We start from the raw sequence: 21,691 nt of genomic DNA, 5'->3' as shown, positions 1-21,691 counted from the left end.
CTCCCTTCATGCAACAACGGCAGACGGACGCGCGTCGCGTATCAGGGTTTACACGAGTCGCGCGTGCCTGGACGTGCAAAAGGCCCTACGTTCCATGCGGATCGAATGACCGCGAGTCGATCGTGCCGCGCCGCGCGACGATCGCCGTCGACTCCGGAATTTCTTCCCACCACCCTTCCAGATCGACGAGCGGTTCCGACAGCACGAGAAACGCGTCTTCGCCGACGGCGGCCAGACGCGGATCATCAGGATACAACTCCATCAGATGACGGATCGACGTGCTGTGATAGAGCGAGCGCGACTGCCGTTCGCTCGAATAACGCGCCGACACGATCTGCTCGCCGTCCGTCGCGCAGACGGTCATGTTCAGCGGCGCCTCGATGCCGTGCCGCCGCCCCGTTTCCTCGACGAAACCGGCCATGCGTTCGAGCGCCAGTACGGGATCGATTTCCAGCCCGAACGTCAGCGCGAGATAGAACATCACCTCCGAATCCGTCGAGCCTTCGATCGATGCGAACAGGTCCGGGTCGATCCCGAGCATCAGGTCGCGCCGCACTTTCGGATAGTCGCGTATGAGCCCGTTGTGCATGAACAGCCAGCGGCCGTAGCGAAACGGATGGCAGTTGGTTTCCTGCGACGGCGTATCTGTCGCCGCGCGGATATGCGCGACGAACAGCGCCGCGCGCACGGCACGCGCGGCATCGCGCAGATTGCGGTCGCTCCACGCGGGATGCGCGCAGCGGTAGCGGAACGGAATGTCGGTTGGCTGGCCGTACCAGCCGACGCCGAAGCCGTCGCCGTTGGTGGTGGTCTGGCCGAGCCGCGAGTGCAGGCTCTGGTCGATCAGCGAGTGCTTCGCCCTGAACAGGACGGCTTCGAGCTGAATGGGGTTCCCTGTGTAAGCCAGCCAGCGGCACATGATCGCTCTCCTCGATGAAAAACGTCTATGCACGCGCCGCTTTGAAACACAGCGCGGCGCTCAGTTGTTCAGCCGCCCGGCCGCAATCGGCGCAAGAAACTCGGACAGCCCCGTCAGGATGATCTGCACGCCGATGCACAAGAGCAGGAACGCGGACACCCGCAAGGCCACCTTCGTCCCTTCCTTGCCGAGCAGACGTCCGAACGTAGCAGCATGGTTATACGTGAACCAGATCGCGAGCATGACAAGAAACGAAATCGTCACGGAGGCAATCGACGACATCAGGAACTCCGACAGCTTGTGACTGCGGTTCGCGTTCAGCGCGATTGCCGTCGCCATCGTGCCGGGGCCTGTCGTGAGCGGCACCGTCAACGGGAAGAATGCCTTCGACATCGCGTTGTCGGGATCGACGGGCTTGACGGCGGCTTCGTTCGGCTGCCGTTCGGGCGCGTTGAGCATGTTCCATGCGCTGACGGCAACGGCCAGTCCGCCGCCGATGCGCAATGCCTCCATCGAGATGCCGAAGAAATGCAGGATCGGCGTGCCGACAAAGAATACGACCAGCAGCACGAAGAACGCATTGATGGCGACGCGCCTCGCGAGCGCGGCGCGTTCGGCGTCCGTCAGCGAGTCCGTACGGTCGAGAAACACGAAGGCGATCGCGATCGGATTGATGATGCTGATCAACCCTGTGAAGCCAAACAGAATCTCCGAAATGAGGCTCGCAATCATCGATGAATTCGCTCTTGAATGGTTTTGTTTTTTGCGCCGCGCAACGGAGCATGAAGGCCGATCAGTGTAAATGCAACGAAATCCGCACGCTATTCGCGGGCACCTTCTTCATGCAATGCAGCACGGGTTCGATGCATGCCGATGCGTGCCGATGCATGCAGGCACTGCGTTTGCGCAACATCCTTTCAATATACCTGCATATTTTTGGCGACCTTTACCGAAATGTGGCAAGAGGCATACAGTCGGTGCGCGGCACCCAGTCATTGCTTCAGGAATTGACGTTCATCGAGACCGACTCATTCCCATTCGAGGAGTTGTCCCATGTCATTTCGTCTGCTCGCCGTGCTGCCGTTCATCGGCATTCTGCTCGGCGTTCCGTTCGTCAACCGCGTCGAACCGCTCGTGCTCGGCATGCCGTTCGTGCTTGCGTGGATCGTCATGTGGGTGGTGCTGAGCTCGGTCATCATGGGACTCATCTACCGGTTCGATCCTGCTAACCGTCAGGCTTCGTCGGGCGAGGAGGTGCGTTCATGAGCAGCGCCCTCGCAATCATCGCCGCCGTCACGCTGTTCGCGCTGTATCTCGGCGTGCGCGCCCGTCATGGTCACGACATGAGTCTGGAGCAATGGACGGTGGGCGGCCGCAGCTTCGGCACGGCATTCGTGTTCCTGCTGATGGCGGGTGAAATCTACACGACGTTCACGTTCCTCGGCGGCAGCGGCTTTGCGTACGGCAAGGGCGCGCCCGTCTACTACATTCTTGCGTACGGCACCCTCGCCTATATCCTGTCGTACTGGATGCTGCCGCCCGTGTGGCGTTTCGCGAAGGCGCATCGCGTGGTGTCGCAGCCGCACTTCTTCACGCGCAAATACGAGAGTTCCTCGCTCGGTGTGCTGGTCGCGATCGTCGACGTGGCCGCGTTGATTCCCTATCTCGTGCTGCAACTGAAGGGGCTCGGCATCATCGTGTCGACGGCATCGTATGGCGCGATTCCTTCGTCGGCGGCCATCTGGATCGGCGCGGCCGTGGTCACGATCTACGTGATGATGTCGGGCGTGCGCGGCTCGGCATGGAACTCCGTCGTGAAGGATATGCTGATCCTCGGCATCGTGCTGTTCCTCGGCATCTATCTGCCCATTCACTACTATGGCGGGCTGGGCCAGATGTTCCATGCGATCGACGCGGCGCGTCCCGGCTTCCTGACGTTCCCGGAAAAAGGCTCGAGCGTGACGTGGTTCCAGTCGACGGTGCTGCTGACTGCGCTCGGCTTCTTCATGTGGCCGCATACGTTCGGCTCGGTGTTTACCGCGAAGGACGAGCGCATTTTCCGGCGCAATGCGATCGTGCTGCCGCTGTATCAGCTGATTCTTCTGTTCGTGTTCTTCGTCGGTTTTGCCGCGGCGTTGAAGGTGCCGGGACTCAAGGGTGGCGATATCGATTTGTCGCTGTTCAAGCTGTCGCTCGCGACGTTCGATCCGTGGTTCGTCGGGGTGATTGGTGCCGCGGGCGTGCTGACTGCTCTGGTGCCGGGATCGATGATTCTGACGACGGCTTCGACGCTGCTCGCCAACGATATCTATCGCGGGCTCGTGCAGCGTAATGCTGCTGATGAAACTGTCGCGAAGCTCGCGCGAATGTTCGTGCCTGTTGTCGCGGTGGTTGCCGTGCTCTTTACGCTGCACGGCGGTGAGACGATCGTTGCGCTGCTGTTGATGGGTTATAGCTTTGTTACTCAGCTGTTTCCTGCTGTTGTTTGCAGTCTTGCGCCGCGAAATCGTGCTACGAAACAAGGGGCGTTTTGCGGGATTCTCGTAGGCGTCGCTGTTGTTGCTGTGACGACTATCTTCAAGCTAACTGTCGCGCAATTGATGCCGTTTTTGCCGGATGCTTTGAAGGATGTGAATATCGGGTTTGTTGCGCTCGCGCTGAATGTGGTCGTGTTTGTTGTTGTCAGTGCTCTGACTCAGCCGCATGCGCGGGCTGAGCAGTCGCAGGTGCATACGCATTGATTTTTCTCTGGGAAAAAAGGCCGTGCGGAGAGGCACGGCCTTTTTTCGGTCCGGTAGTACAGTCGCTCGTACGTTCAGGGTCCCGCTTTCTGTTCCGTTGCAAGGCAATCGAGAGCCTTTCATGTAGCCCGATAGTGTGAGCCGCTTCGTGCCCGTTGGACAGACTTTTGCTCAGAACTGTGCCGTCGCCTGCACACCGACCGTCACGCGTGCGGTCGGAAATCCGGCCGGTTTGTAGATCGGTGTCCCCACGAACAGGTCATACGAGATTCCTGCGTACTTCGCCGGTATGAGGCCGCGAATGCCGATCACCGCGCCCGCGAGTTGGGTGCCCGCCAGAATCGCCGTGTTAGGACCGAACACGCGGCCGTAGTCGATCCCTGCATAGAGCGTCTGCCCGGTCTGGAAGATCGGCCATTGCAGTTCGTTGCGCCAGTAGAAGCCTTTCTCTGCGGCGAGCATCGTTTCGCCGTCGAAGCCACGCACCGTGTAGCGGCTGCCGATGGTCAGGTCGTCGAGATAGAACAGCGTGTCGTTCGTGAACTGACCGTGAACGGTCGTCACGTAGCGGAAGGCTTGCGACGCGACAGCGAACGGAATCGACAGGTTCGCGTCGAGTACAGCCATCCTGAACAGATACGTCGGATAGGTTGCGGGCTTGCTGGTCTGGTCGTATAGGCCGGGGTTCGGATCGCCCGTCGCGCCGAGGCCGCGAACGCCCTGGCGGTACGCGAGCGTGCCATCGAACTGTGCCGCGCCGAAATAATGACGGTCGGTCGCGCCTGCTTCGATGAACGTGTTGTTGCGGTCCTGGATCGGGATGGTCGTTCCTTCGATGAAACTCTCGCCGAAGCGTTTCGACAACTGGATGTAGGCACCGAGTACGTCGGTCTGGCTGCGCGACAATACACGCGCGAGCCTGAACGCGGCTGTCTGCGAATTGCCGCTCGATACGAACGTCTCGTTGACCGCCGCGATGTTCTGATAGTACGTGTTCGTGTTGCCCGACAGCGTCGCGGTCCAGTAGCCCCATGGCACGGAGTACGAGCCGTTAAAGCCGTGCGAGCCAAGTGCCTTGTTGCCGAATGACAGGTCCTGGTTCGCGCCTGCTGCAAGCACGTCGTTCAGGCCGAGCGGGTTGTCGAGACCAAGGCTCACGTTGCCTTGCCACTTGCCCGTTGCCTTGGTGCCTGAGTTATCGACCGATGCGACGAAGCTCCATGGCTTCGCGCGCTTCATGTTCAGCACGATATCGCTCTCGCCGGGTGTTTCTGTCGGCTCGATCTTCATGTCCACGTCCTGCGACGCGACACGCTTCATTTGCTCCAGCCCTTGCTCAAGGTCGCGCAGGTCGAGCAGGTCGCCGTCGCGCGCGGGGAACGCGGACTTCCATGTGCCGCGTGTGTCAGGATCGGCGAAACGGATATGGCGCACGACGCCTGGCACGAGCGCGACCTTGAGTGTGCCCGTCGACAGATCCTGTTCTGGCAGCAGCACGCGCGTGGTCACATAGCCGCGCGACAGTATCGTCTGCTGCAATCCCTTGGTGAGCGTATCGAGTCCTACCTTGCCGATGCACTGACCCTTGTAGTGGTCAGGCCATTCGCGCGCGAACCAGAACGGATCAAGCGGCAGATTCGATGCGCCGTGTTTGCGTGCGATATCGGGCAGTGTCGCGGGCACGTCGAGCGCGAATGTGTCGATGCGAAAGCACGGCAATTCGACGGGCAACACAGGGAAGCCTTCGGCCTTCTGTGCCGTCGAGCGCACGGCAGGCGCGTTGACCTGTTGGGTGCGCTGCTGTGCGTCGCGCTGCTGCTGTAGCTGCTGGTTCTGTTCGGCATTCGCGCGGGCCGCTGCCGCTTCATCGGCGGGCGCTGGTGCGCGTTGCGCGGACGCGAGTGTGACCAGGGCTGTGAGCGGCAACGCCGCCAGCCTCTTGCTTATCTTCATAGAATCGATCGGAACTTAGGCTCGACTACGGTGCCGAGCCTGCAGAGTTAAATTTGATGTGCTTCGAGTGGGGCACGGAATTCGACATTACTTAAGTCACCACCAGGCCAGACCCCGTTGTGCCAGTTGTCAATAAGCCAGCGAGTCGACAGTTGCGACGGTGACGCTTCTTCAGGGAATACAACGTAGCAATTGATCCCTGCCTTGTATCCGCTAATCGCGATCAATCCGAGTCTGCCCGATTTATCTGGCGCCTCACATACCATCATCACGACATATTCCTCGAATGGATAGCCTGCTGCGAATCTAAGCAAGGAGCCACGTTCAATGTGCTCACTCGTTGAAGCCATAAGTTTTTGCCAAGTGTTCAATTTATTCACTTGGGGGAAAGCTTTTCAACGGTGAAAAGTCAACTTTCAAAATGTCAAGCTCGTATAGCTCGCCGCTGTCGTCTATATTCAAAGTCGCCAAAACGGCCACTCCGTCTTGGTCAGCAAACTGTTTCTCCGCTAAAACAGGTCCTAAGGAGCGATTTTCCCTGGACGAGATGAACGTTAATCCACCCATTCCGCCATCGTCCATGTCGTCCACCAATCTATCCGGCAAGCTTGAGGCGATTCTTTCTTCATCAGGCACGCCTTTCAGCATTTCCTTGACAAATGCAAGTTCACTTGGTCGCAATTTGCGCATTTTTATTTTGTCCTCGGTGGAGTAATACGTCCGACATTGACTGTTCCGTCGGGCAACTTAAACGCGCTGTAATCGAGCTTCACACCATTCACCACAACTGCTCCGCTGTATTGGCCTTGCGGAAGATAACTGGCGATACCAGATAGATCGGATTGGATCGCATTCTGCACAATATCGCGATCGAATCCTGTTGCTTCGATGTGGCGGAATGTGTGACTTATTTGGTTTTCAACCTTACCGAACTAAACAGCATCACCTACTGCTTCAACCGCAGCGCTTTTTCCTGTACCCCTCGTAGCAAGAGCTGCAGCAAAGAACTCTACACCAGTGCCAATCTGATCTCCCGGGGTGTAGGGCAATCGCGCCCCGTCTAGCGAGATATAGCCGGGGTCACCTGGCGAAGCAAACGGGCCACCGTTAGGCAAGTTGACACCCAATTCAGCAACGGCGACAAGACCATTCCAGGCACCAGCACTTGCATTCCTGGCGCTATTAATGAACTCGCTTTTCGTTTCGCCGTTGCCCTGTCCATTGGTTTCACTGCGGTTATACAGGTCCGCATTCGATGCCGTGAACGCACCCGAGTTGCCGCCCACCAGTCCACCAATCCCGCCCGCGATGATGTTGGCGGCGACGTTGCCCGCCGTCAGGCCGGGGTCTGCACCGCTGCCGTTGCCCGTCTCGAACTGGTCGGCCAGCGCATTCAGCTTGCCGCCAATCGCCGACGACAAGCCCGCGCCAGCCGCGCCGCCAAGCGCGCTGCCACCACCGAGGCCCGCGATCAGCGCGCCGCCTGCCGTGTGCATCGCAACGCGATAGGTCCCGCCTTCGCCCCAAAATCGGCAGACGCCGGGTTTGTTGTTTGCGGAGCTTAAATGCTCTTAATCAGTTCAAGTCCAATTTCCAATCTCTGTCGAACGTCGCGCGAATGTCGCATCTTCTGATAGACCGCAACGTCTAGTACCTTTAGCAACGGAGTGTTCCCCTCTGCATACTCACCTCGTGGAATCTCAATCTCCGCAACCTCCGTCGGACTCACCAGTACCCAGTAAATATCCTCCGCTTGCTCCGGTATCCAATGCACCACGAACGCATATGCTATTTCTGGAAACAAGCGACGCAGAGCTAGCCCTAGAGCATCTGTTTCATTACCAGCAAGCAAACTTGCGGAGCTTTGAAGCAGGTCGCGTCGAATAGCCTCCAATGTTCCATTTTTGCCTATACTCATTTCAATTTCCCAGGAAAGGCTGTCACGAGGTTCCCGTATCGGTCAGTCAGAACTGTCATTACGGTAGTCGGTTGATTGTTATTGAACTTATCTGTTCCGATGACTTGCCCAGTATTCACTTCGCGGACATAGCTCACATCGGCGCCGCTTTGAACAGTCTTGCTGATCGGCGTTGAGACAGTATTCGGATCTTGCAGTAAATTGCGCAAATCGTTTTCACTGATTGTAAATTGGCTTGCATTCACTGTCGGATCGAGGTGACGATCGCCGATGTGATCCATGCCGTCGTTAGTAACGTTAATACGCGACTGGACTCGCCCAGGAGTGGAATCAAAACCGCTGCTCGACTGTTGATTGTCGCCACTGTTCAGCGTAGCGTTACCGGCCCCATACCCCGGTGTGGCATTTATTCGAAGTTCACGGCAAAGACATCGCCCGCAATCTGCTTGCTGGTGTACTTAGTAAGTAACCCTTCGATAAGCTTGGATGCCACTGCCACAGACTGGGTGACATCCACCCCATCAAGATGAAGGGAGAAAGTGCTCAAGCAACCGTCCCTGCTCCAAGACACGAACATGTCGTCACTGGAAGAACTCCAAAACTGCACGTTTGTCAGCTCACCAGAATTAATTTTTGGCAATATCCTCTCCGACGCGGTCACAACCTGTTCCCCTTCGTCTGACCAAGAGGTGATCTTGTCAGTCTCAGGATTTTTGATCGTCAAGCCCGCGGAATCGATGCAGGCGGCTATGAAAGTAAATGCCAGATCCAAACCCTCAGGGATTGAAACACGAAAGATGCGAGTTGCCATCATTTACTCCCAGGGAATATTTTTACGTTGCCTTCGCCAAGAATCTTAGTCGCAAGGTTGATCGCCGACTGCGGGGTTCCCTCTGCGAAGTAGACCTGCGCAGAGACGCCACGTTGATCAGCTATCGTTTGATAGATACGAAGCTCTTGTCCCAACTTCCCAAGATTGTTCGCCTTGGCAGGCCCACCGACAGCGATCAGGTCGCCGTTTGGCGCAACCACATCGATGTCCGTCGATCCAATGCCGGGGACAGCGACCTTTTCGCCCGAAGTTGCACCGTTGACGATGTTGGCGACCGTTTCCTCGCGTTGTTGCCCAGTCAATCGTGCTGCATCGCCCGATGATTTAGATGCACCTTGCTGAGCGTCGCCACCGCCATCGTTGTTAAGTATCGCATTACCCGGCACATACCCCGGCACAACAATACCCGGCGCAACCGGCACTGGACCCTCAGGCGTCATCGCATAGGCTGGCGGCGTCACGACCGCTCCAGCAGGACCAGACGGAGTATTGCCACCATCATTGGCTTGCACTAGTGGATTGGGATCGGCGGGTGGCTGCTGACCCGAAGGTGACGGAAGAATGCTGTTCAGTGCATGGTTTAACGCGCCAAGCGGATCTGTCGCCGTGGACACGAGCGCATCGCCCAGCCTGTCCAGGAACTCGCTGCCCGTGCCGCCCTTGCCATCACCATTTCCGGTGCTGCGGTTATACAGGTCCGCATTCGACGCAGTGAACGCACCGGCACTACCGCCAACCAGCGCACCACCCATACCAACCAGCACGTTCGACGCCACGTTGCCTAGCGTCATCGAGCCCGTTGCATCGCCAATCTGGTCTGCAAGCCCGTTCAGCTTGCCCGCAAACGCCGCCGACACCCCTGCTCCAGTGGCCCCGGCAAACGCACTTCCGAAACCACCGTCGCCAAGTCCTCCCATCAGGGCGCCCCCAGCAACGTGAAGGGCCACCCGATTCGCTCCCCCCTCATCCCATTTGTCGGCCTCGGCCTGATACTGTGCCGCGAGTTCGGGATTGCCGTCCGCCGCCGCTTGATCCGCCGCATCCTTCGCTGCTTTCTGCTTCGCGTTTGCAATCTCGCCAATCTGCGTGGCAACGGCCTGACCCGCCGCGCTCGACGCGTTCATCATGTCAGCCTGTTTGTCGAGCAGGTTGTTGACATCGGGCAACTTCGCGACCGTGCCGTTGGTATCCGCCGTGTCGCGATTCAGGCTCGCCACGTCCTGCGTCTGGTGATCCTTATCTGTGACGTTGATCGTGCCCGCGCTGACGGCGCTGCGTGTCGTGGCGCTACCGCTACCGCTATCGCTCTGGCTTAACATCGGCGTGAAGCCGCCGCCGTTGCTCCGCGACGCCGGTCCCGTTCCGTCCTGCGCCATGCCGACCGACGCGCCACCGCTGAATCCACCCGAATGCGCGTCGTAATTCGACTGGTTCTGGATATCGGAGAATGTGAGCGTGCCCGTCGACAGCGTGTTCTTCGAGTCATCGGCATCGCTCGCGATCACTGCACCCTTCAGATCCGTGTTGCCCTTGACGTTGAGGTTGAATCCACCATCTCCGGCCCGGATGCCAGCCTGTTCATTCACGCCCGCATACCTGCCGTGTGCGTCACCGTGCTGGTTGCTGAAGCTGCCGCCGCCTCCCGCCTGACTGATGCTGACGCCGCCGCCCGAGCTTTCCTGATGCGCGCTGCCGCCGGTCGTATCCTGGACGCTCGCGATGTTCAGATTCCCGCCGATGTCGGCCGAAACCTGCTTTCCGTTCACATTCGCGCCGACGATGTTCGTGTCGCCCCCCGACGCAATCGTGACGCTGGTCGCGCCGTTGATGTGCGTGTTGTTCTGCATAGCGGCGTCGCTGTTCGCATCGCCGTGCGCCTTCGACATCGCCGCATCCACGCCCCATCCCTGCGTGCCATACGAGATGCCGACGCTCGCGCTCTTCGACTCGTTGGTGCTGAGGGTCGTGTCCGTGTCGGTGGAGTAGACGAGATTGACCTGATTCTTTGCCGCCAGCAGCACGTCGTTCGCATTCACGTCGGAACCGGCGATGGTCAGGTTGCCGCTGCCCGGCGTGCCGTTACCCGTCGCCGCAAATGTTGCCGTGCCGCCCGCGCGGACGGACGAACCCTGCTGCTGCGTGCCGTCTTCCGTGAAGGTGTTCTTGCTGCTACTGCTGCCGAAGCTCAGTTCGAGCTTCACATCAGGCGTGCCGTTCGCAAGCGATTCGGCCGCGCCTGCCACGTTACCCACCGCCGCAATCGTGTGCAGGACGGACGCGCGCGAGTCCTGGCTCTTGCCCGATGCCTGCGCCTGATCCACGGCAGTCTGGATCATGTCGACGAGGCCGCCCGCGACGCCGAGCGTCACGCCGCTCTTTTTGAACTCGTGCGTTTCGTCGTGATGCGTGGTGTTCGCGACCGAATCGATGGTGATGTTCGCGCCCGTGCCCGTCACGTTCTGTGCCGCGATCAGGTCGCTGCCCGTCACGTGCAGATCGGCGCCCGCCGACAGGTGGACGCTACCGTCCGTGCTGCCGACGAGACTTGCGTTGTTCGTCAGCGAACTGTCGTGAGCCGTGTCCTTCTGGTCGACCGTGCCGTAGGAAATGGCCGCGCCGCCCGAACTACCGAGGCCCGACTTTTCCTTTTCGTGGAAGTGTGTACTGTCCTTCGTATCCTGCGTCGTATTGATAGCAAGGTTGTTTCCCGCGGCAAGCGTTACATCGTTCGTCCCGGCAACCGTCGAGCCGCTGATGGTCATATCGTGACCCGCCGCGCCCGTCACCGTATCGCCCGATACCGTCGAACCGTTAGCGATTACCTGATGCGAACTCGCCGTGTCCGTGTCTTTCTGTTTCGACATGAACCCCGAATGCTCGTTGTGCGACCAGCTTTGAGAATCGTGCGTTTCGTTCACGCTGCCGATCGTCACGTTACCCGTGGATACCAGTTTGACGCCGCCGCCATTCGCATCCGTCGACACGGACGAACCAAGCACGGCAAGATTGCCGGTCCCGTTCTGACCGGCCGCTAGCGTGACGTTGCCGCCCGCGCTCACATCCGAACCCTTGACGGTTTCGTCATAGCTCGAAGCCGTGTGCTGGCTTCTGTTGTTGCTCATCGACTGTTCGGCGTGCGTGCTCGCGTCCTTCGCCGCCGTCACAGTCAGATCGCCGCCCGCGATCATCGTCGCGTTGCCGCCCGCGCGAACCGTCGCGTCGGTCAGTGTCGTGTTGCGGCCCGACGCCGTCGCCACGTCGCCGCCGGCGACGATGGCGCTGCCCAGGTTCTGCGTCTGCTTCTCGTGCAGCGAATCCTGCCCGCTGTAGCCGCTTGAATCCTTCGTCGTGGTCAGTTCGGTCGTGCCGACGTTCAGATCACGGCCCGCGACAACGGACGCATTGCCGCCCGCCTGCACCAGTGCGCCGTTCAGGTTCACGTCACGGCCCGCGATCACCGCCGCGCTGTTCGTCGCCGAAATCGTGCCGACCGCATCAACGCTGGTACTGCTGGCGCTGCCCGCGTAATGACCATCCGTGAATGACTTCGACACGCCGTAGGTCTGCGTCTCGTTGATGACATCGCGCCCGGCCTGCACGACGACATCGCCGCCGCCAATCCGCCCGCTTGAATTGCGCACGTCCTGCACCGCGACGACCGCCGTCGTCCCGGCGCTGCCGATAATCCCGCTATTCGTGATGTAGTTGCCGATGACGGTCGTCGCAAGATTGCTCACGATGTGCCCACTGTTGTTCACGTCGCCGCTCGCGTTCAGGTTCACCGCGTTGCCCGCGACGAGTGCACCGCTATGCGTGAGATCAACCGTGCTCGACTGCGCCAGATACACCTGTGGCACGAGCACGCTCTGATGCGAGCCATCGGGCAACGTCACGTCCTGCGACACCAGCCACACCATGTCGGTTGTTAGCTGCTGCATCTGCCCGGGCGTCAGCGCAATGCCGGGTTCCAGCCCGAACGTTTTCGCATACGTGACGCCGCTGTTCATGAGCGCCGTGTATTCGTCCAGGTTGTCGGTGAAGCCCGCAAGGAACGTGCGGCCCGTCAGTTGCGTGACCTGGTTGCGGATCAACGTTTCCTCATACAGCCCGTCGCCCAGGCGCTTGTCGATCTTCGTCGGATCGAGACCCAACTGGTTGAGCATGTAGTCGCTCGAAATGAACTTCGTGTATTGCGTAAAACGCGGGTCGGTCGCAATCAGGTAATCCGCACCGGGCGCGGTGTTGTACGTGTACAGACCATTGACAGGCAGTTTCAGGTTCGGAATACCGCCCGTTGCACCGCCGACCGTCTGGGGCCGGTTCGACTGCCCGTTGATGGTTCCCGTCTGCGTGCCGTCCGCGCTGCCGCCTGTCACGCCGGAACCGGCGACTGTCTGCCCCTGGCGGTTCACCGAGTTGATGCTGATGGTCTGCGCATCCGTCTGGACGTTCTGGTTCGACGTGGCAATTGCAGGGAGAGCATCGACGGTCGTCGTGTACTGGCTGATGCCGTCGAACGCGCCATCGTTGCGGGGCGCCGTCGTGGAACTGCTGCCGCCCGTCTTCTGATGCCAGTAAAAGATCGAAGACGTATCCTGCTCGACGCTCTGCTGGAGCACGACACCCGTATCCGTGACGCTGCCGCCGTTCGCGCGACGGACGAGGTCGCCGCCTGCGGCCATTGTCGACGCGTCGTTGCTGATGCTGCCGTTGTCGGCATTGATGCGGATTGCGCCCTGCGCCTGGATCGTCGCGCCGTTGCCCGCGCTCACTAGCTGGTCGGTGGTCGTCGTGGTCTGTGTCGTGCGCGACTTCTCGACGTAGTCATGGTTGCCGATGTCCCAGCGAACCTGTAACGGGTCCGGCCGCATGTTCTTGTTCGGATCGAAGTCCGGCCAGAACGTGATCGACACCGTACCGTCGCCGTTATCCGTCAGGCTGTTGTACCACTGCGTCGCGTTGGTCGTAACGTTGCGCGCCACCACGGTCGCGCCCGACTGGTAGTGATCGTAGATCGGCTGCGTAAGCGAGAATGTTTGTGCGGTCGTGTCCAGGTTCGTGACCTGCGAGGCCGGAATCGTGACGGTGACCGGCACCGCCAGGCCGTGGATGGTCTGGTCGGAAATCGCGCCTGCGCTCCAGTTCCATTGCGGGAAGTCAAGGCTGTGATAGTTGCCGAATACGCCAGCCGACAGGTCGCTTCCGAGGCCAGCCGTCCACAGCGTCAGGGTCGTCGATCCCGCGTCCTGCGGCGTGCCAGCCTGCGTGACGATGCCCGGACGAACGTTGTTGACCGTTTTCGCCGCGATGTCGATATCGCCGTCCGCCTCGATGGTGGCCGCGCTGTTGGTGAGCGTGCCTGTCTGGTTCGCCAGCAGGCCGGACGCATCGCGCGTGCTGTCCTTCGCAATCTCCAGATTGCCCGCGCTATAAATGAGTGCGCCGTCCGCGTTCGTGACGGAGTTCTGCGCATACACGTGGACGCGGTTCGCGCCCGCGATGACGGCCGTCGCGCCCGTGTTCTGCACGTCGTTCGCATTGACCGTCACATCGTTGCCGATGACCGTACCGGTATTCGTGAGGCTCGCGCTGTTCGTCGTGACAGTATCGCCTTCGATGCGTCCCGCGTTGGTCAGCGTGCCGGATGCGTTGACGGTCGTGCTGGCCGAATTGATGTCGCCCGTAGCCGCGTTGACGACGTTCGCGCCCGTCGCGGTGAGCGCGCCATTGGCGGCGAGCGTCCCCGTGTTGGTGAGCGTGCCCGTGGCGCGCACGTCCATGTCACCGTCCGCGTGCAGGTTGTTGCCCGCATCGTTGGTGTAGTCGCCATTGACGGCAAGCGAAAGGTTGCGGCCCGCGACCATCCCGCCATCGCCCGATACGACGCCACTTGTCGATACGTCGCGGTTCGCGCGGATCGCGCCGCCCGCGTTCGACAGCGACGCGACGTTGACCGACACGTCCAGCCCGCCGAGGATCGTGCCGCCATCGTTGATGACGGATGCGTTCGCCTGGTTGAGCGTCAGCCCCGTGCCCCCGAATAGCGTGCCGCCCGCGTTGTTGATGCTCTGCGCGACGTTCAGGTTCGCCACCCCGCCTGCAACGAGGTTCGCGCCTGCGTCGTTCGACAGCGTCTGTGCATTGACCGTCACGTCGCCGTTGCCGCCGAGCGTGCCGCCCGTGTTCGTGATGCCCGTTGACGAAGTGACGGTCGTCGCGCCGTCGCCCGCATTGGTCAGCTTGCCGCCCGTGTTGTCGATGCTGGCCGCGCTGACGTTTGCCGTGCCGTGCGCGCCGTTGGCTGCGATGGTGCCTTGCGCGTTGAACAGTGCGCCGCCCACCGACAGCGACAGGTCGCCCGCTGATTGTGCCGAGCCGCCCGTATTGTCGAAGTCGCCTTGTGTAGTCGCTGTCAGTCCGCCCACGCCGTAGAGCGAACCGCTGTGGTTTACGATGCCCGAGGTCGCGCTAATCTGCGCGGCCTTCTGCGCCGTGATCGTGCCGTTGCTGTTGTTCAGACTCGCAGCCGTTGCGTTCAGCGCCCCGTTGGTCTGCACCTTGCCCGCCACGTTTGACAGCGCGCCCGCCGATTTAACGTTCAGCGTACCCGCTCCCGCGTGCTGGATCGTGCCGCTATCGTTCGTGACGGTCTGTCCTGAGACGGTCAGGTTCGCCGCGTTCGATGCGATCGTGCCGCCTGTGTTGTCGAGCGTTCCGCCCGCGCTGACCATCTGGTTGGCGGTGCCGTACTGCGTGATGCTGCCGCCGCGATTGGTCAGCGCACCGGGCGTCGAGATGTTGAGCGTGTCGCCGTCGATATCGCCGTTCGTGTTGTCGATAGACGAAGCGGAAGCGGTGGTGGTCGCGCCCGTGAGCGTGCCGCCCGCGTTGTTCAGCGCAGCATTCGACGCGACATTCAGCGCACCGCCCGCGCTGATCGTGCCCGCGTGATTGTCGATGCTTTGCGCGCGCACCGTGGCATCGCTCGCTGCGCTGACGCTCCCCTGATTTGCGAGCGTGCCCGTGCTTAGATTCAGCGCGCCATTCGAGCCGAGCGTGCCGCCCGCGCCGTTGACGAGCACGCCCGTCGTCGTGACGGTCATGCCGTCGGCGTTGAGCGACACCACGCGGCCCTCGGTGTTGTCGAGCGATCCCGCGCTGACCGTCGAGCCGGCCGCCGACTGGATCGTGCCGTGACGGTTGCTGAGCGCGCCCGCCGTGTTCAGGTTCACCGTCGAGCCGGACACCATTGTGCCGCCCGCGTTCGATATGTTCGCCGCCGATACCTGCACGCCATTACCCGATAGCTCGCCGCTGTCGTTCGTGAGCGTGCCCGCTGCATTCGCGGCGAGCGTGCCGCCCGCCGTGGTCGTCGAGTTCGACAGGTTCATGTCGCCCGCGCTGGCGGTCAGTGCAAGCGTGGAATTTGCGGACGTATTGCTGCCCGCGAGATTGAGCGACGCGCCCTGAATCGTTGTATTGCCGCCGCCTTCGTTGCGCCCGGTTGCTGTGACCGCGCCGCCCGAACTCACCGACAGGTCGCCTGTGTTCGTAACCGTGCCGTCGCCGTTCACACCCGCGCCGAGCGTGCCCGTCGATGCGACGCTGCCCGCGCTGATGCTGGTGTTCTGCTGCGCGGCGAGCGTACCGCTGTTGGAGAGTGCGCCCGATGTCGTCGCGTTGACGTTCTGCTGTGCGTAGGTGGTGCCGCTGTTGTCGATGCCGTCGCGTGCAGAAGCGTTGATGTTGCCGCTCGCGTTGGTCTGTCCGGCCAATACCAGCTTGCCCGCCGTAGTCAGCACGAGGTCGCCCGATTGCGCAGCCGTGATGCCCTTGAGTGAAATGCCGACACCCAATTCCGTCCCGACCAACTGGATGCGGTTGGCGTACATACCGCCCAGATTGCTCACGTCGATGGACACAGCAGGGGCGGTGCCGCTGCCCGCGATGGGCGTTGCATTGAGCGTGTCGTGGTCGACGCTGTTCGCGCCTGTGATGACGTTCAGGTTCTTGCCGGCGTAGATGGCCGCATTGACCTGAACAGCGCGCGCAATCAGGTCCACCTGGTCGATATTCGAGCCGTTGAAGCCCGCGCCCTGAATCGTGACGTTGCCGCCCGTCACACTGAAACCCGCGAGCGACCCGTCCGCCGCGAAGTTCGGCGAGCCTGAGGTCAAAATCGAGCGGGACGTGTTGATAAAGCCGCCGCCGTTCACGCTGATGCCCGAGCCGTTCGCGATCACGACTTCGGCACGCGGTCCGGCGACTTCGACATAGCCGTTGATCTGGCTCGCGCTGCTGGAATTGACCTGATTGACGATGATCTTCGCGGCATCGTTCGGGCCGAAGTTCGGGTTGCCGTTGATGTAGCCCGCAAGCTGCGTGTTCGCGATCCGGTTCGCGTTGTTCAGAATTGCGCCGTTTTTCGATATGTCGAACTGGCTGTAGGTGTTCATCGATACACCGCCTGCACCGGACGGTCGATTGACGTTGACCTGCGGAATGCCGTTCTGCGTACTGATGACGCCGGGCGCGTGCGCGCCGCCCGGAACGATCTGCGCGAACGCCAGAAGCGGCGCGACGGCGGGCAGCAGTGCCGCCAGGCGTTGCAGTGGTGAGTGGGTTGTCTTCTTCGATGCGCGTCCGGAGACGCGTGTTTCGCCGGCCGATTTTCCGGAGGCCGTCGCGTTCTCCTCGACTGCGATCAGCATGTCTCTCAGTTTGCTGAATACCAGCCGATAGCTTCTCTGATTCATTGTTATTCGTTATGCGAATTAAGCTGAATCGGTAAACCTATCGGACTCGCGAAGGCGGAAGTGTCAAGGTTTGCAAAGGCTGACGCACGCGCAACACGTCGAGCGAAATAGGTCTTTTCTGATTGCGCGAGGAAAAGCTGCAAACCGGCCGACGAAAGAAAGCCCGCTCGGAGGCGGGCTGTAAAGAAAGCTTGCTTGGCTGGTAGGTAGGGCAGCCTTAATCTTCAAGCGCATACGGGATATGCGCGCAGTCAGGTTAGGGATATCGCCGTTCGGTCCACCATGGGACCAGCTCGAAAAATCGCTCTCGTGCAGGCGCGACGAATCGAATCGCTTGTGTCGTCTGTCGACAGTGATTGGCGATCAACCCGCGTGTGCCCCGTGGGTGTCCCCGGAAACAACGCGGACTCACACCGTCAGTGCGAGTTCCTACCCACGGCACCCAACGTCCCCATCCTTCTCACGGTAACGCGCTCGCGTGTGCGCGTCGCCATCGCTCTTCGTTGCTACTCCACTTTTTTTACTCCGCTTCCTTCGCATACAGCGTCGAATCGGCGAAATGCTCCGCATCCAGCACGCGCCCCACCAGAATCAACGCCGTTCGTTCGATATCCGTCGCCTGCACCTTACCAACGATATCCGCCAGCGTACCCGTCACCTTCTCTTCATCCGGCCAGCTCGCGCGATAAATCACCGCCACTGGACAGTCGCTGCCGTAATGCGGCGTCAGTTCCTCCACGATGCGCGCAAGGTGCCGCACGCCGAGATGAATCGCCATCGTCGCGCGATGTCGCGCCAGGTCCGCAAGCTGCTCGCCTTCCGGCATCGACGTCTTGCGCGCATAGCGCGTCAGAATCAGCGTCTGCGACACGTCGGGTAACGTCAACTCCACACCGAGCGCCGCCGCGCACGCGGCCGTCGCCGTCACACCCGGCACGATCTCGTACGGAATGCCGAGCGCTCTCAGGCGGCGAATCTGCTCGCCGATCGCGCCGTACAACGACGGATCCCCCGAATGCACGCGCGCGACGTCCTGCCCTTTCGCGTGTGCGTCGGCCAGCAAAGCGACGATCGCGTCGAGATCGAGTTCGGCCGTGTTCACCACTTTCTCCGCGACGTTCCCGCTCAACACGGCCTCCGGCACGAGCGAGCCCGCGTACAGAATCACCGGACATGTGCGCACCAGTCGCTGCCCCTTCACCGTGACCAGTTCAGGGTCGCCCGGTCCCGCGCCGATAAAAAACACCGTCATCTCTCACCACTCCAATCTTCTTCGTTCAATGCGCGCAGCAGTTGCACCGGACTGTCGAACTCGCGATCGACTTCAGGCAGCGCCGGTCGCCGCATCATCACGACGGGCACCTTCAGCTCGCGCGCGACATCGAGCTTCGCCTGCGTCGCCGAACCGCCGCTGTTCTTGGTCACGAGCACGTCGATGCGATTCAGCGCGAACAACGCCCGCTCGCCATCGATATCGAACGGGCCGCGTGCATCGATGATGCGCGCGCGCTCATTGCCCGGCTGCGCGTCGAGACAGCGCACGATCCAGTACTGATGCGCCGGTATCTCGTCCAGATGCGCGAGCGGCTCGCGACCCGACGTGAACAGCACGCGCCTGAACGGACGGATCGCATCGACGAGGCCATCCCAACTGTCGACCATGCGCCAGTCGTCGCCCGCTTGCGGCGTCCAGCCAGCGCGGCGCAGCGCCCAGCACGGCATGTTCGTCGCGCGGCACGCAGCGGCTGCATTCGCGCTCATTTGCGCGGCATACGGATGCGTCGCGTCGATCACGAGCGCAATGCCTCCACTCTCGATGTAGCGTGCCAGCCCTTCGCTGCCGCCGAATCCGCCGACGCGCACTTCGCAGGCCAGCCCTTCCGGCACGCGTCCGAGTCCGGCAAGGCTATACACATGGTGCGCCGCCAGTTGCCGCGCAATCTGCAATGCGTCGCCCGTGCCGCCGAGCAAAAGCACACGCTTCATCGCGCCTCTCCCACGATATGCCCCTGCCGGTCGATCGCGAACATCTCCACTTCGACCGACGCAGGCACGATCTCGCGCGCCACGTCGCGCGCCCGCGCACAGACGATATCGCCGAGCGGCACGCCCTTCTTCAGCGCCATCGCCAGCGCTTCCTGACTCGTGTTCGCGCCGACGATCGCGGCCTGCAACGCGGCGTCGCTGGCTGCATGCCCCGCACACCATTGCGCGAGCTGCGGCAAGTCGATGCTCGAATTGCGGCTATGCAGATCGAGGTGCCCCGCCGCCAGCTTGCTCAATTTGCCGAAGCCGCCGCACATGCTCAGCTTGTCGACGGGCGCGCGTTTCAGATGCTTGAGCACCGCCCCCGCAAAATCACCCATTTCGATCAGCGCGATATCGGGCAACCGGTAGTACGCGCGCATCGCGTCTTCGCTCGCGTTGCCCGTGCACGCCGCGATATGCCGATAGCCGTTCGCGCGCGCGACGTCGATGCCCTGGTGGATCGACGCGATATACGCCGAGCACGAAAAGGGCCGCACGATGCCCGTCGTGCCGAGTATCGACAATCCGCCGACGATGCCCAGACGCGGGTTCATCGTCTTCTGCGCGAGCGCTTCGCCATTCTCCACGCCGATCGAGACTTCGAAGCCGCCTGCATAGCCGCATTCCGCGGCGAGATCGCTGAGATGTGCCGTCATCATCTGGCGCGGCACCGGGTTGATGGCGGCCTCGCCGACGGGCAGCGTGAGCCCCGCGCGCGTCACCGTGCCGACGCCTGGGCCCGCATGAAAACGCACGCCGGGCGTATCGGCAAGGCAGACGCGCGCGAACACGACGGCACCGTGCGTGACATCGGGATCGTCGCCCGCATCCTTGACGGTGCCCGCTTCCGCGCCGTCCTTGCCATCGTTCAGCAAGCGGCAGAAGACCAGCTTCATCGGCACATGCTGGCCTTTCGGCAGCACGATCTCGGCGACATCGCTGGCGATACCCGTCAGCAGCAGACGCGCCGCCGCCAGCGAGGTCGCCGTTGCGCAGCTTCCTGTCGTGTAACCGCTGCGTAGCGGCGCAGGTTGTTCGGGTGTTTCGTCGCGCATCACGGTTTACGGGTGTCGAGCAGCGTGACCGGCAGCGCGGAACGCCACGTTTCGAAGCCGCCGAGCGGCTGGGCTTCGGCGAGCGCGATGCGCGTCAGCGTGCCGCCATGCTGCGCGCGCCACGCAATCAGCGCCGCTTCCCCTTCAAGCGTGACGGCATTCGCCACCAGCCGCCCGCCGCTTTTCAGCGCACGCCAACAGGTGTCGAGCACGCCTTCCACCGTGACGCCGCCGCCGATGAAGATCGCGTCCGGCGCGGGCAAATCCTGCAATGCAGCGGGTGCCTTGCCCGCGATCAATTGCAGGCCCGGCACCCCGAGCGCGTCGCGATTGTGCTCGATGAAACCCTGGCGCTCGCCGTTCGCTTCGATCGCTATCGCGCGGCAGCTGGCGTGCGCGCGCATCCACTCGATGCCGATCGAACCGCAGCCCGCGCCCACGTCCCACAGCAACTCGCCGGGCGCGGGCGCGAGACGGCCGAGCGTCAGCGCGCGCACGTCGTGCTTCGTCAACTGGCCGTCGTGACGGAATGCGTCGTCGGGCAATCCGGGTGTCAATGGGAGGCGCGGCGCATCGGGTGCAGCGCGCCGGCATTCGAGCGCAATCAGGTTCAGCGCCGCCGTCTCGCCGATCGACCATTCATGCGCGCGCGCGTCGATTGCGCGTTCGGCCTCGCTGCCCAGATGCTCCATCACGATCATGCGCGTCGCGCCGAAGCCGCGTTCGCCGAGCCATGCGGCGACGGCGGCGGGTGTCGTGCCGTCCGCGCTCAGCACGAACACGCGCGCGCCGTCGTGCAGATGCGTCTGCAAGGCCGCGAGCGGGCGTCCGACGAGCGACATCGTCGGCACGTCCTGCAGCGCCCAGCCGAGCCGCGCGGCGGCAAGCGACACCGACGACGGCGCCGGCAGCACGCGCAGTTCATCGGCGGGAAGATGGCGCGCGAGCGTCGCGCCGACACCGTAGAACATCGGGTCGCCGCTCGCCAGCACGCACACGGGCGTGTTGCGCCGCGCGAGCACGGGCGCGATGTCGAACGGCTGCGGCCACGGCTCGCGCACGGCGTTCAGACACACGGGCAGCATCGACAGATGCCGCTCGCCGCCATAGATCACCGACGCGTCGATCAGCGCGCGCCGCGCCACCTTTCCCAGACCGGCAAACCCGTCGTCGCCCATTCCCACCACGGTCAGCCAGGCCCGCATGCCTCGATCCTCATCTGCTTGATGGTCTGAAAACGCTGCGGCGGGCCGTGTTCAAAGGCCGCGGCATCGTTGTACTGTTCGAAAAAAGGCATAATACCCGTTCGCCGGTGCCTTTCGGGGCCTAAGAGGGAACACACATCACTGCGATGACCGTGACTGCCCCCGCAACTGTATGCAGCGAGTCCACGCCAATTTGCGCCACTGGTATCGACCGGGAAGGCCGGCATGGGCAATGACCTACTAGTCAGGAAACCTGCCGGCCAATCGTTCGTGCCAGCCAACAT

Annotated in this window: 15 protein-coding genes and 1 riboswitch; of the genes, 2 read left to right on the top strand and 13 right to left on the bottom strand. The window is 61.9% G+C overall.

Features of this window, described 5'->3' with window-relative positions:
- Positions 1-85 precede the first annotated feature (85 nt).
- The gene (locus G3N95_RS21450; RefSeq protein ID WP_205972074.1) at positions 86-919 is read right to left on the bottom strand and encodes a class II glutamine amidotransferase; all 834 of its coding nucleotides are present in this window, start codon (positions 917-919) and stop codon (positions 86-88) included.
- A gap of 60 nt (positions 920-979) precedes the next feature.
- Entirely contained in the window at positions 980-1,651 is a 672-nt protein-coding gene (locus tag G3N95_RS21445; protein WP_205972073.1) for a MarC family protein, read from the bottom strand.
- Positions 1,652-1,972: 321 nt separating this feature from the next.
- Between G3N95_RS21445 and G3N95_RS21440 the strand changes: the two genes are divergently transcribed.
- Both G3N95_RS21440 and G3N95_RS21435 read left to right on the top strand, forming a co-directional pair.
- Complete coding sequence (locus G3N95_RS21440) at positions 1,973-2,185, top strand: DUF3311 domain-containing protein (RefSeq protein ID WP_205972072.1); 213 nt, start codon at positions 1,973-1,975, stop codon at positions 2,183-2,185.
- Positions 2,182-3,660 (top strand): sodium:solute symporter family protein, encoded by a 1,479-nt coding sequence (locus G3N95_RS21435; RefSeq protein ID WP_205972071.1) that lies wholly within the window; start codon positions 2,182-2,184, stop codon positions 3,658-3,660. Before G3N95_RS21440 ends, G3N95_RS21435 begins: the two co-directional genes overlap by 4 nt.
- Before the next feature lie 171 nt (positions 3,661-3,831).
- On the opposite strand, the gene G3N95_RS21430 is transcribed toward G3N95_RS21435, so the two are convergent.
- From G3N95_RS21430 to cbiE, 11 genes are all read right to left on the bottom strand, one after another.
- A complete protein-coding gene (locus G3N95_RS21430; RefSeq protein WP_205972070.1) occupies positions 3,832-5,613 on the bottom strand; it encodes a ShlB/FhaC/HecB family hemolysin secretion/activation protein in 1,782 nt (593 codons plus the stop codon).
- A gap of 372 nt (positions 5,614-5,985) precedes the next feature.
- On the bottom strand, positions 5,986-6,303 hold the full coding sequence (locus tag G3N95_RS21420) for a hypothetical protein (RefSeq protein ID WP_205972068.1): 318 nt from the start codon (positions 6,301-6,303) through the stop codon (positions 5,986-5,988).
- A 242-nt stretch (positions 6,304-6,545) separates the two neighbouring features.
- The gene (locus G3N95_RS21415; RefSeq protein ID WP_205972067.1) at positions 6,546-7,109 is read right to left on the bottom strand and encodes a hypothetical protein; all 564 of its coding nucleotides are present in this window, start codon (positions 7,107-7,109) and stop codon (positions 6,546-6,548) included.
- A gap of 65 nt (positions 7,110-7,174) precedes the next feature.
- The gene (locus G3N95_RS21410; protein WP_205972066.1) at positions 7,175-7,531 is read right to left on the bottom strand and encodes a hypothetical protein; all 357 of its coding nucleotides are present in this window, start codon (positions 7,529-7,531) and stop codon (positions 7,175-7,177) included.
- Positions 7,528-7,812: an adhesin gene (locus G3N95_RS21405; protein WP_205972065.1), complete on the bottom strand. Its 285-nt coding sequence runs from the start codon at positions 7,810-7,812 to the stop codon at positions 7,528-7,530. Before G3N95_RS21405 ends, G3N95_RS21410 begins: the two co-directional genes overlap by 4 nt.
- Before the next feature lie 125 nt (positions 7,813-7,937).
- A complete protein-coding gene (locus G3N95_RS21400) occupies positions 7,938-8,345 on the bottom strand; it encodes a hypothetical protein (RefSeq protein WP_205972064.1) in 408 nt (135 codons plus the stop codon).
- Positions 8,342-17,119, bottom strand: a complete 8,778-nt coding sequence (locus G3N95_RS21395) for a hemagglutinin repeat-containing protein (protein WP_205972063.1) — start codon at positions 17,117-17,119, stop codon at positions 8,342-8,344. The genes G3N95_RS21400 and G3N95_RS21395 overlap by 4 nt, the downstream gene beginning before the upstream one ends.
- Positions 17,120-17,639: 520 nt before the next feature.
- Entirely contained in the window at positions 17,640-18,371 is a 732-nt protein-coding gene (gene cobM, locus G3N95_RS21390) for a precorrin-4 C(11)-methyltransferase (RefSeq protein ID WP_205972062.1), read from the bottom strand.
- Complete coding sequence (locus G3N95_RS21385) at positions 18,368-19,105, bottom strand: cobalt-precorrin-6A reductase (protein WP_205972061.1); 738 nt, start codon at positions 19,103-19,105, stop codon at positions 18,368-18,370. Before G3N95_RS21385 ends, cobM begins: the two co-directional genes overlap by 4 nt.
- Positions 19,102-20,202 carry a cobalt-precorrin-5B (C(1))-methyltransferase gene (locus G3N95_RS21380; protein WP_205972060.1) on the bottom strand — a complete coding sequence of 367 codons (1,101 nt, stop codon included), beginning with the start codon at positions 20,200-20,202 and terminating at the stop codon, positions 19,102-19,104. Before G3N95_RS21380 ends, G3N95_RS21385 begins: the two co-directional genes overlap by 4 nt.
- On the bottom strand, positions 20,202-21,407 hold the full coding sequence (cbiE, locus tag G3N95_RS21375) for a precorrin-6y C5,15-methyltransferase (decarboxylating) subunit CbiE (protein ID WP_205972059.1): 1,206 nt from the start codon (positions 21,405-21,407) through the stop codon (positions 20,202-20,204). The genes G3N95_RS21380 and cbiE overlap by 1 nt, the downstream gene beginning before the upstream one ends.
- A gap of 88 nt (positions 21,408-21,495) precedes the next feature.
- Positions 21,496-21,683: riboswitch (cobalamin riboswitch) on the top strand.
- Positions 21,684-21,691: the final 8 nt, after the last annotated feature.

The sequence above is a fragment of the Paraburkholderia sp. Tr-20389 genome, from assembly GCF_017104565.1.
GTDB lineage: Bacteria > Pseudomonadota > Gammaproteobacteria > Burkholderiales > Burkholderiaceae > Paraburkholderia.
Note: the sequence above shows the minus strand (reverse complement) of the source record. Positions and strands in the feature narration are given on the sequence as shown.

Bases quoted from the DNA above. Each gene is read 5' to 3' on its own strand.
- G3N95_RS21430 (WP_205972070.1), bottom strand. From the start codon at position 5,613: ATGAAGATAAGCAAGAGGCTGGCGGCGTTGCCGCTCACAGCCCTGGTC.
- G3N95_RS21420 (WP_205972068.1), bottom strand. From the start codon at position 6,303: ATGCGCAAATTGCGACCAAGTGAACTTGCATTTGTCAAGGAAATGCTG.
- G3N95_RS21405 (WP_205972065.1), bottom strand. From the start codon at position 7,812: ATGGATCACATCGGCGATCGTCACCTCGATCCGACAGTGAATGCAAGC.
- G3N95_RS21445 (WP_205972073.1), bottom strand. From the start codon at position 1,651: ATGATTGCGAGCCTCATTTCGGAGATTCTGTTTGGCTTCACAGGGTTG.
- G3N95_RS21385 (WP_205972061.1), bottom strand. From the start codon at position 19,105: ATGAAGCGTGTGCTTTTGCTCGGCGGCACGGGCGACGCATTGCAGATT.
- G3N95_RS21435 (WP_205972071.1), top strand. From the start codon at position 2,182: ATGAGCAGCGCCCTCGCAATCATCGCCGCCGTCACGCTGTTCGCGCTG.
- G3N95_RS21415 (WP_205972067.1), bottom strand. From the start codon at position 7,109: ATGCACACGGCAGGCGGCGCGCTGATCGCGGGCCTCGGTGGTGGCAGC.
- G3N95_RS21450 (WP_205972074.1), bottom strand. From the start codon at position 919: ATGTGCCGCTGGCTGGCTTACACAGGGAACCCCATTCAGCTCGAAGCC.
- G3N95_RS21440 (WP_205972072.1), top strand. From the start codon at position 1,973: ATGTCATTTCGTCTGCTCGCCGTGCTGCCGTTCATCGGCATTCTGCTC.
- cobM (WP_205972062.1), bottom strand. From the start codon at position 18,371: ATGACGGTGTTTTTTATCGGCGCGGGACCGGGCGACCCTGAACTGGTC.
- cbiE (WP_205972059.1), bottom strand. From the start codon at position 21,407: ATGCGGGCCTGGCTGACCGTGGTGGGAATGGGCGACGACGGGTTTGCC.
- G3N95_RS21395 (WP_205972063.1), bottom strand. From the start codon at position 17,119: ATGAATCAGAGAAGCTATCGGCTGGTATTCAGCAAACTGAGAGACATG.
- G3N95_RS21410 (WP_205972066.1), bottom strand. From the start codon at position 7,531: ATGAGTATAGGCAAAAATGGAACATTGGAGGCTATTCGACGCGACCTG.
- G3N95_RS21380 (WP_205972060.1), bottom strand. From the start codon at position 20,202: ATGCGCGACGAAACACCCGAACAACCTGCGCCGCTACGCAGCGGTTAC.
- G3N95_RS21400 (WP_205972064.1), bottom strand. From the start codon at position 8,345: ATGATGGCAACTCGCATCTTTCGTGTTTCAATCCCTGAGGGTTTGGAT.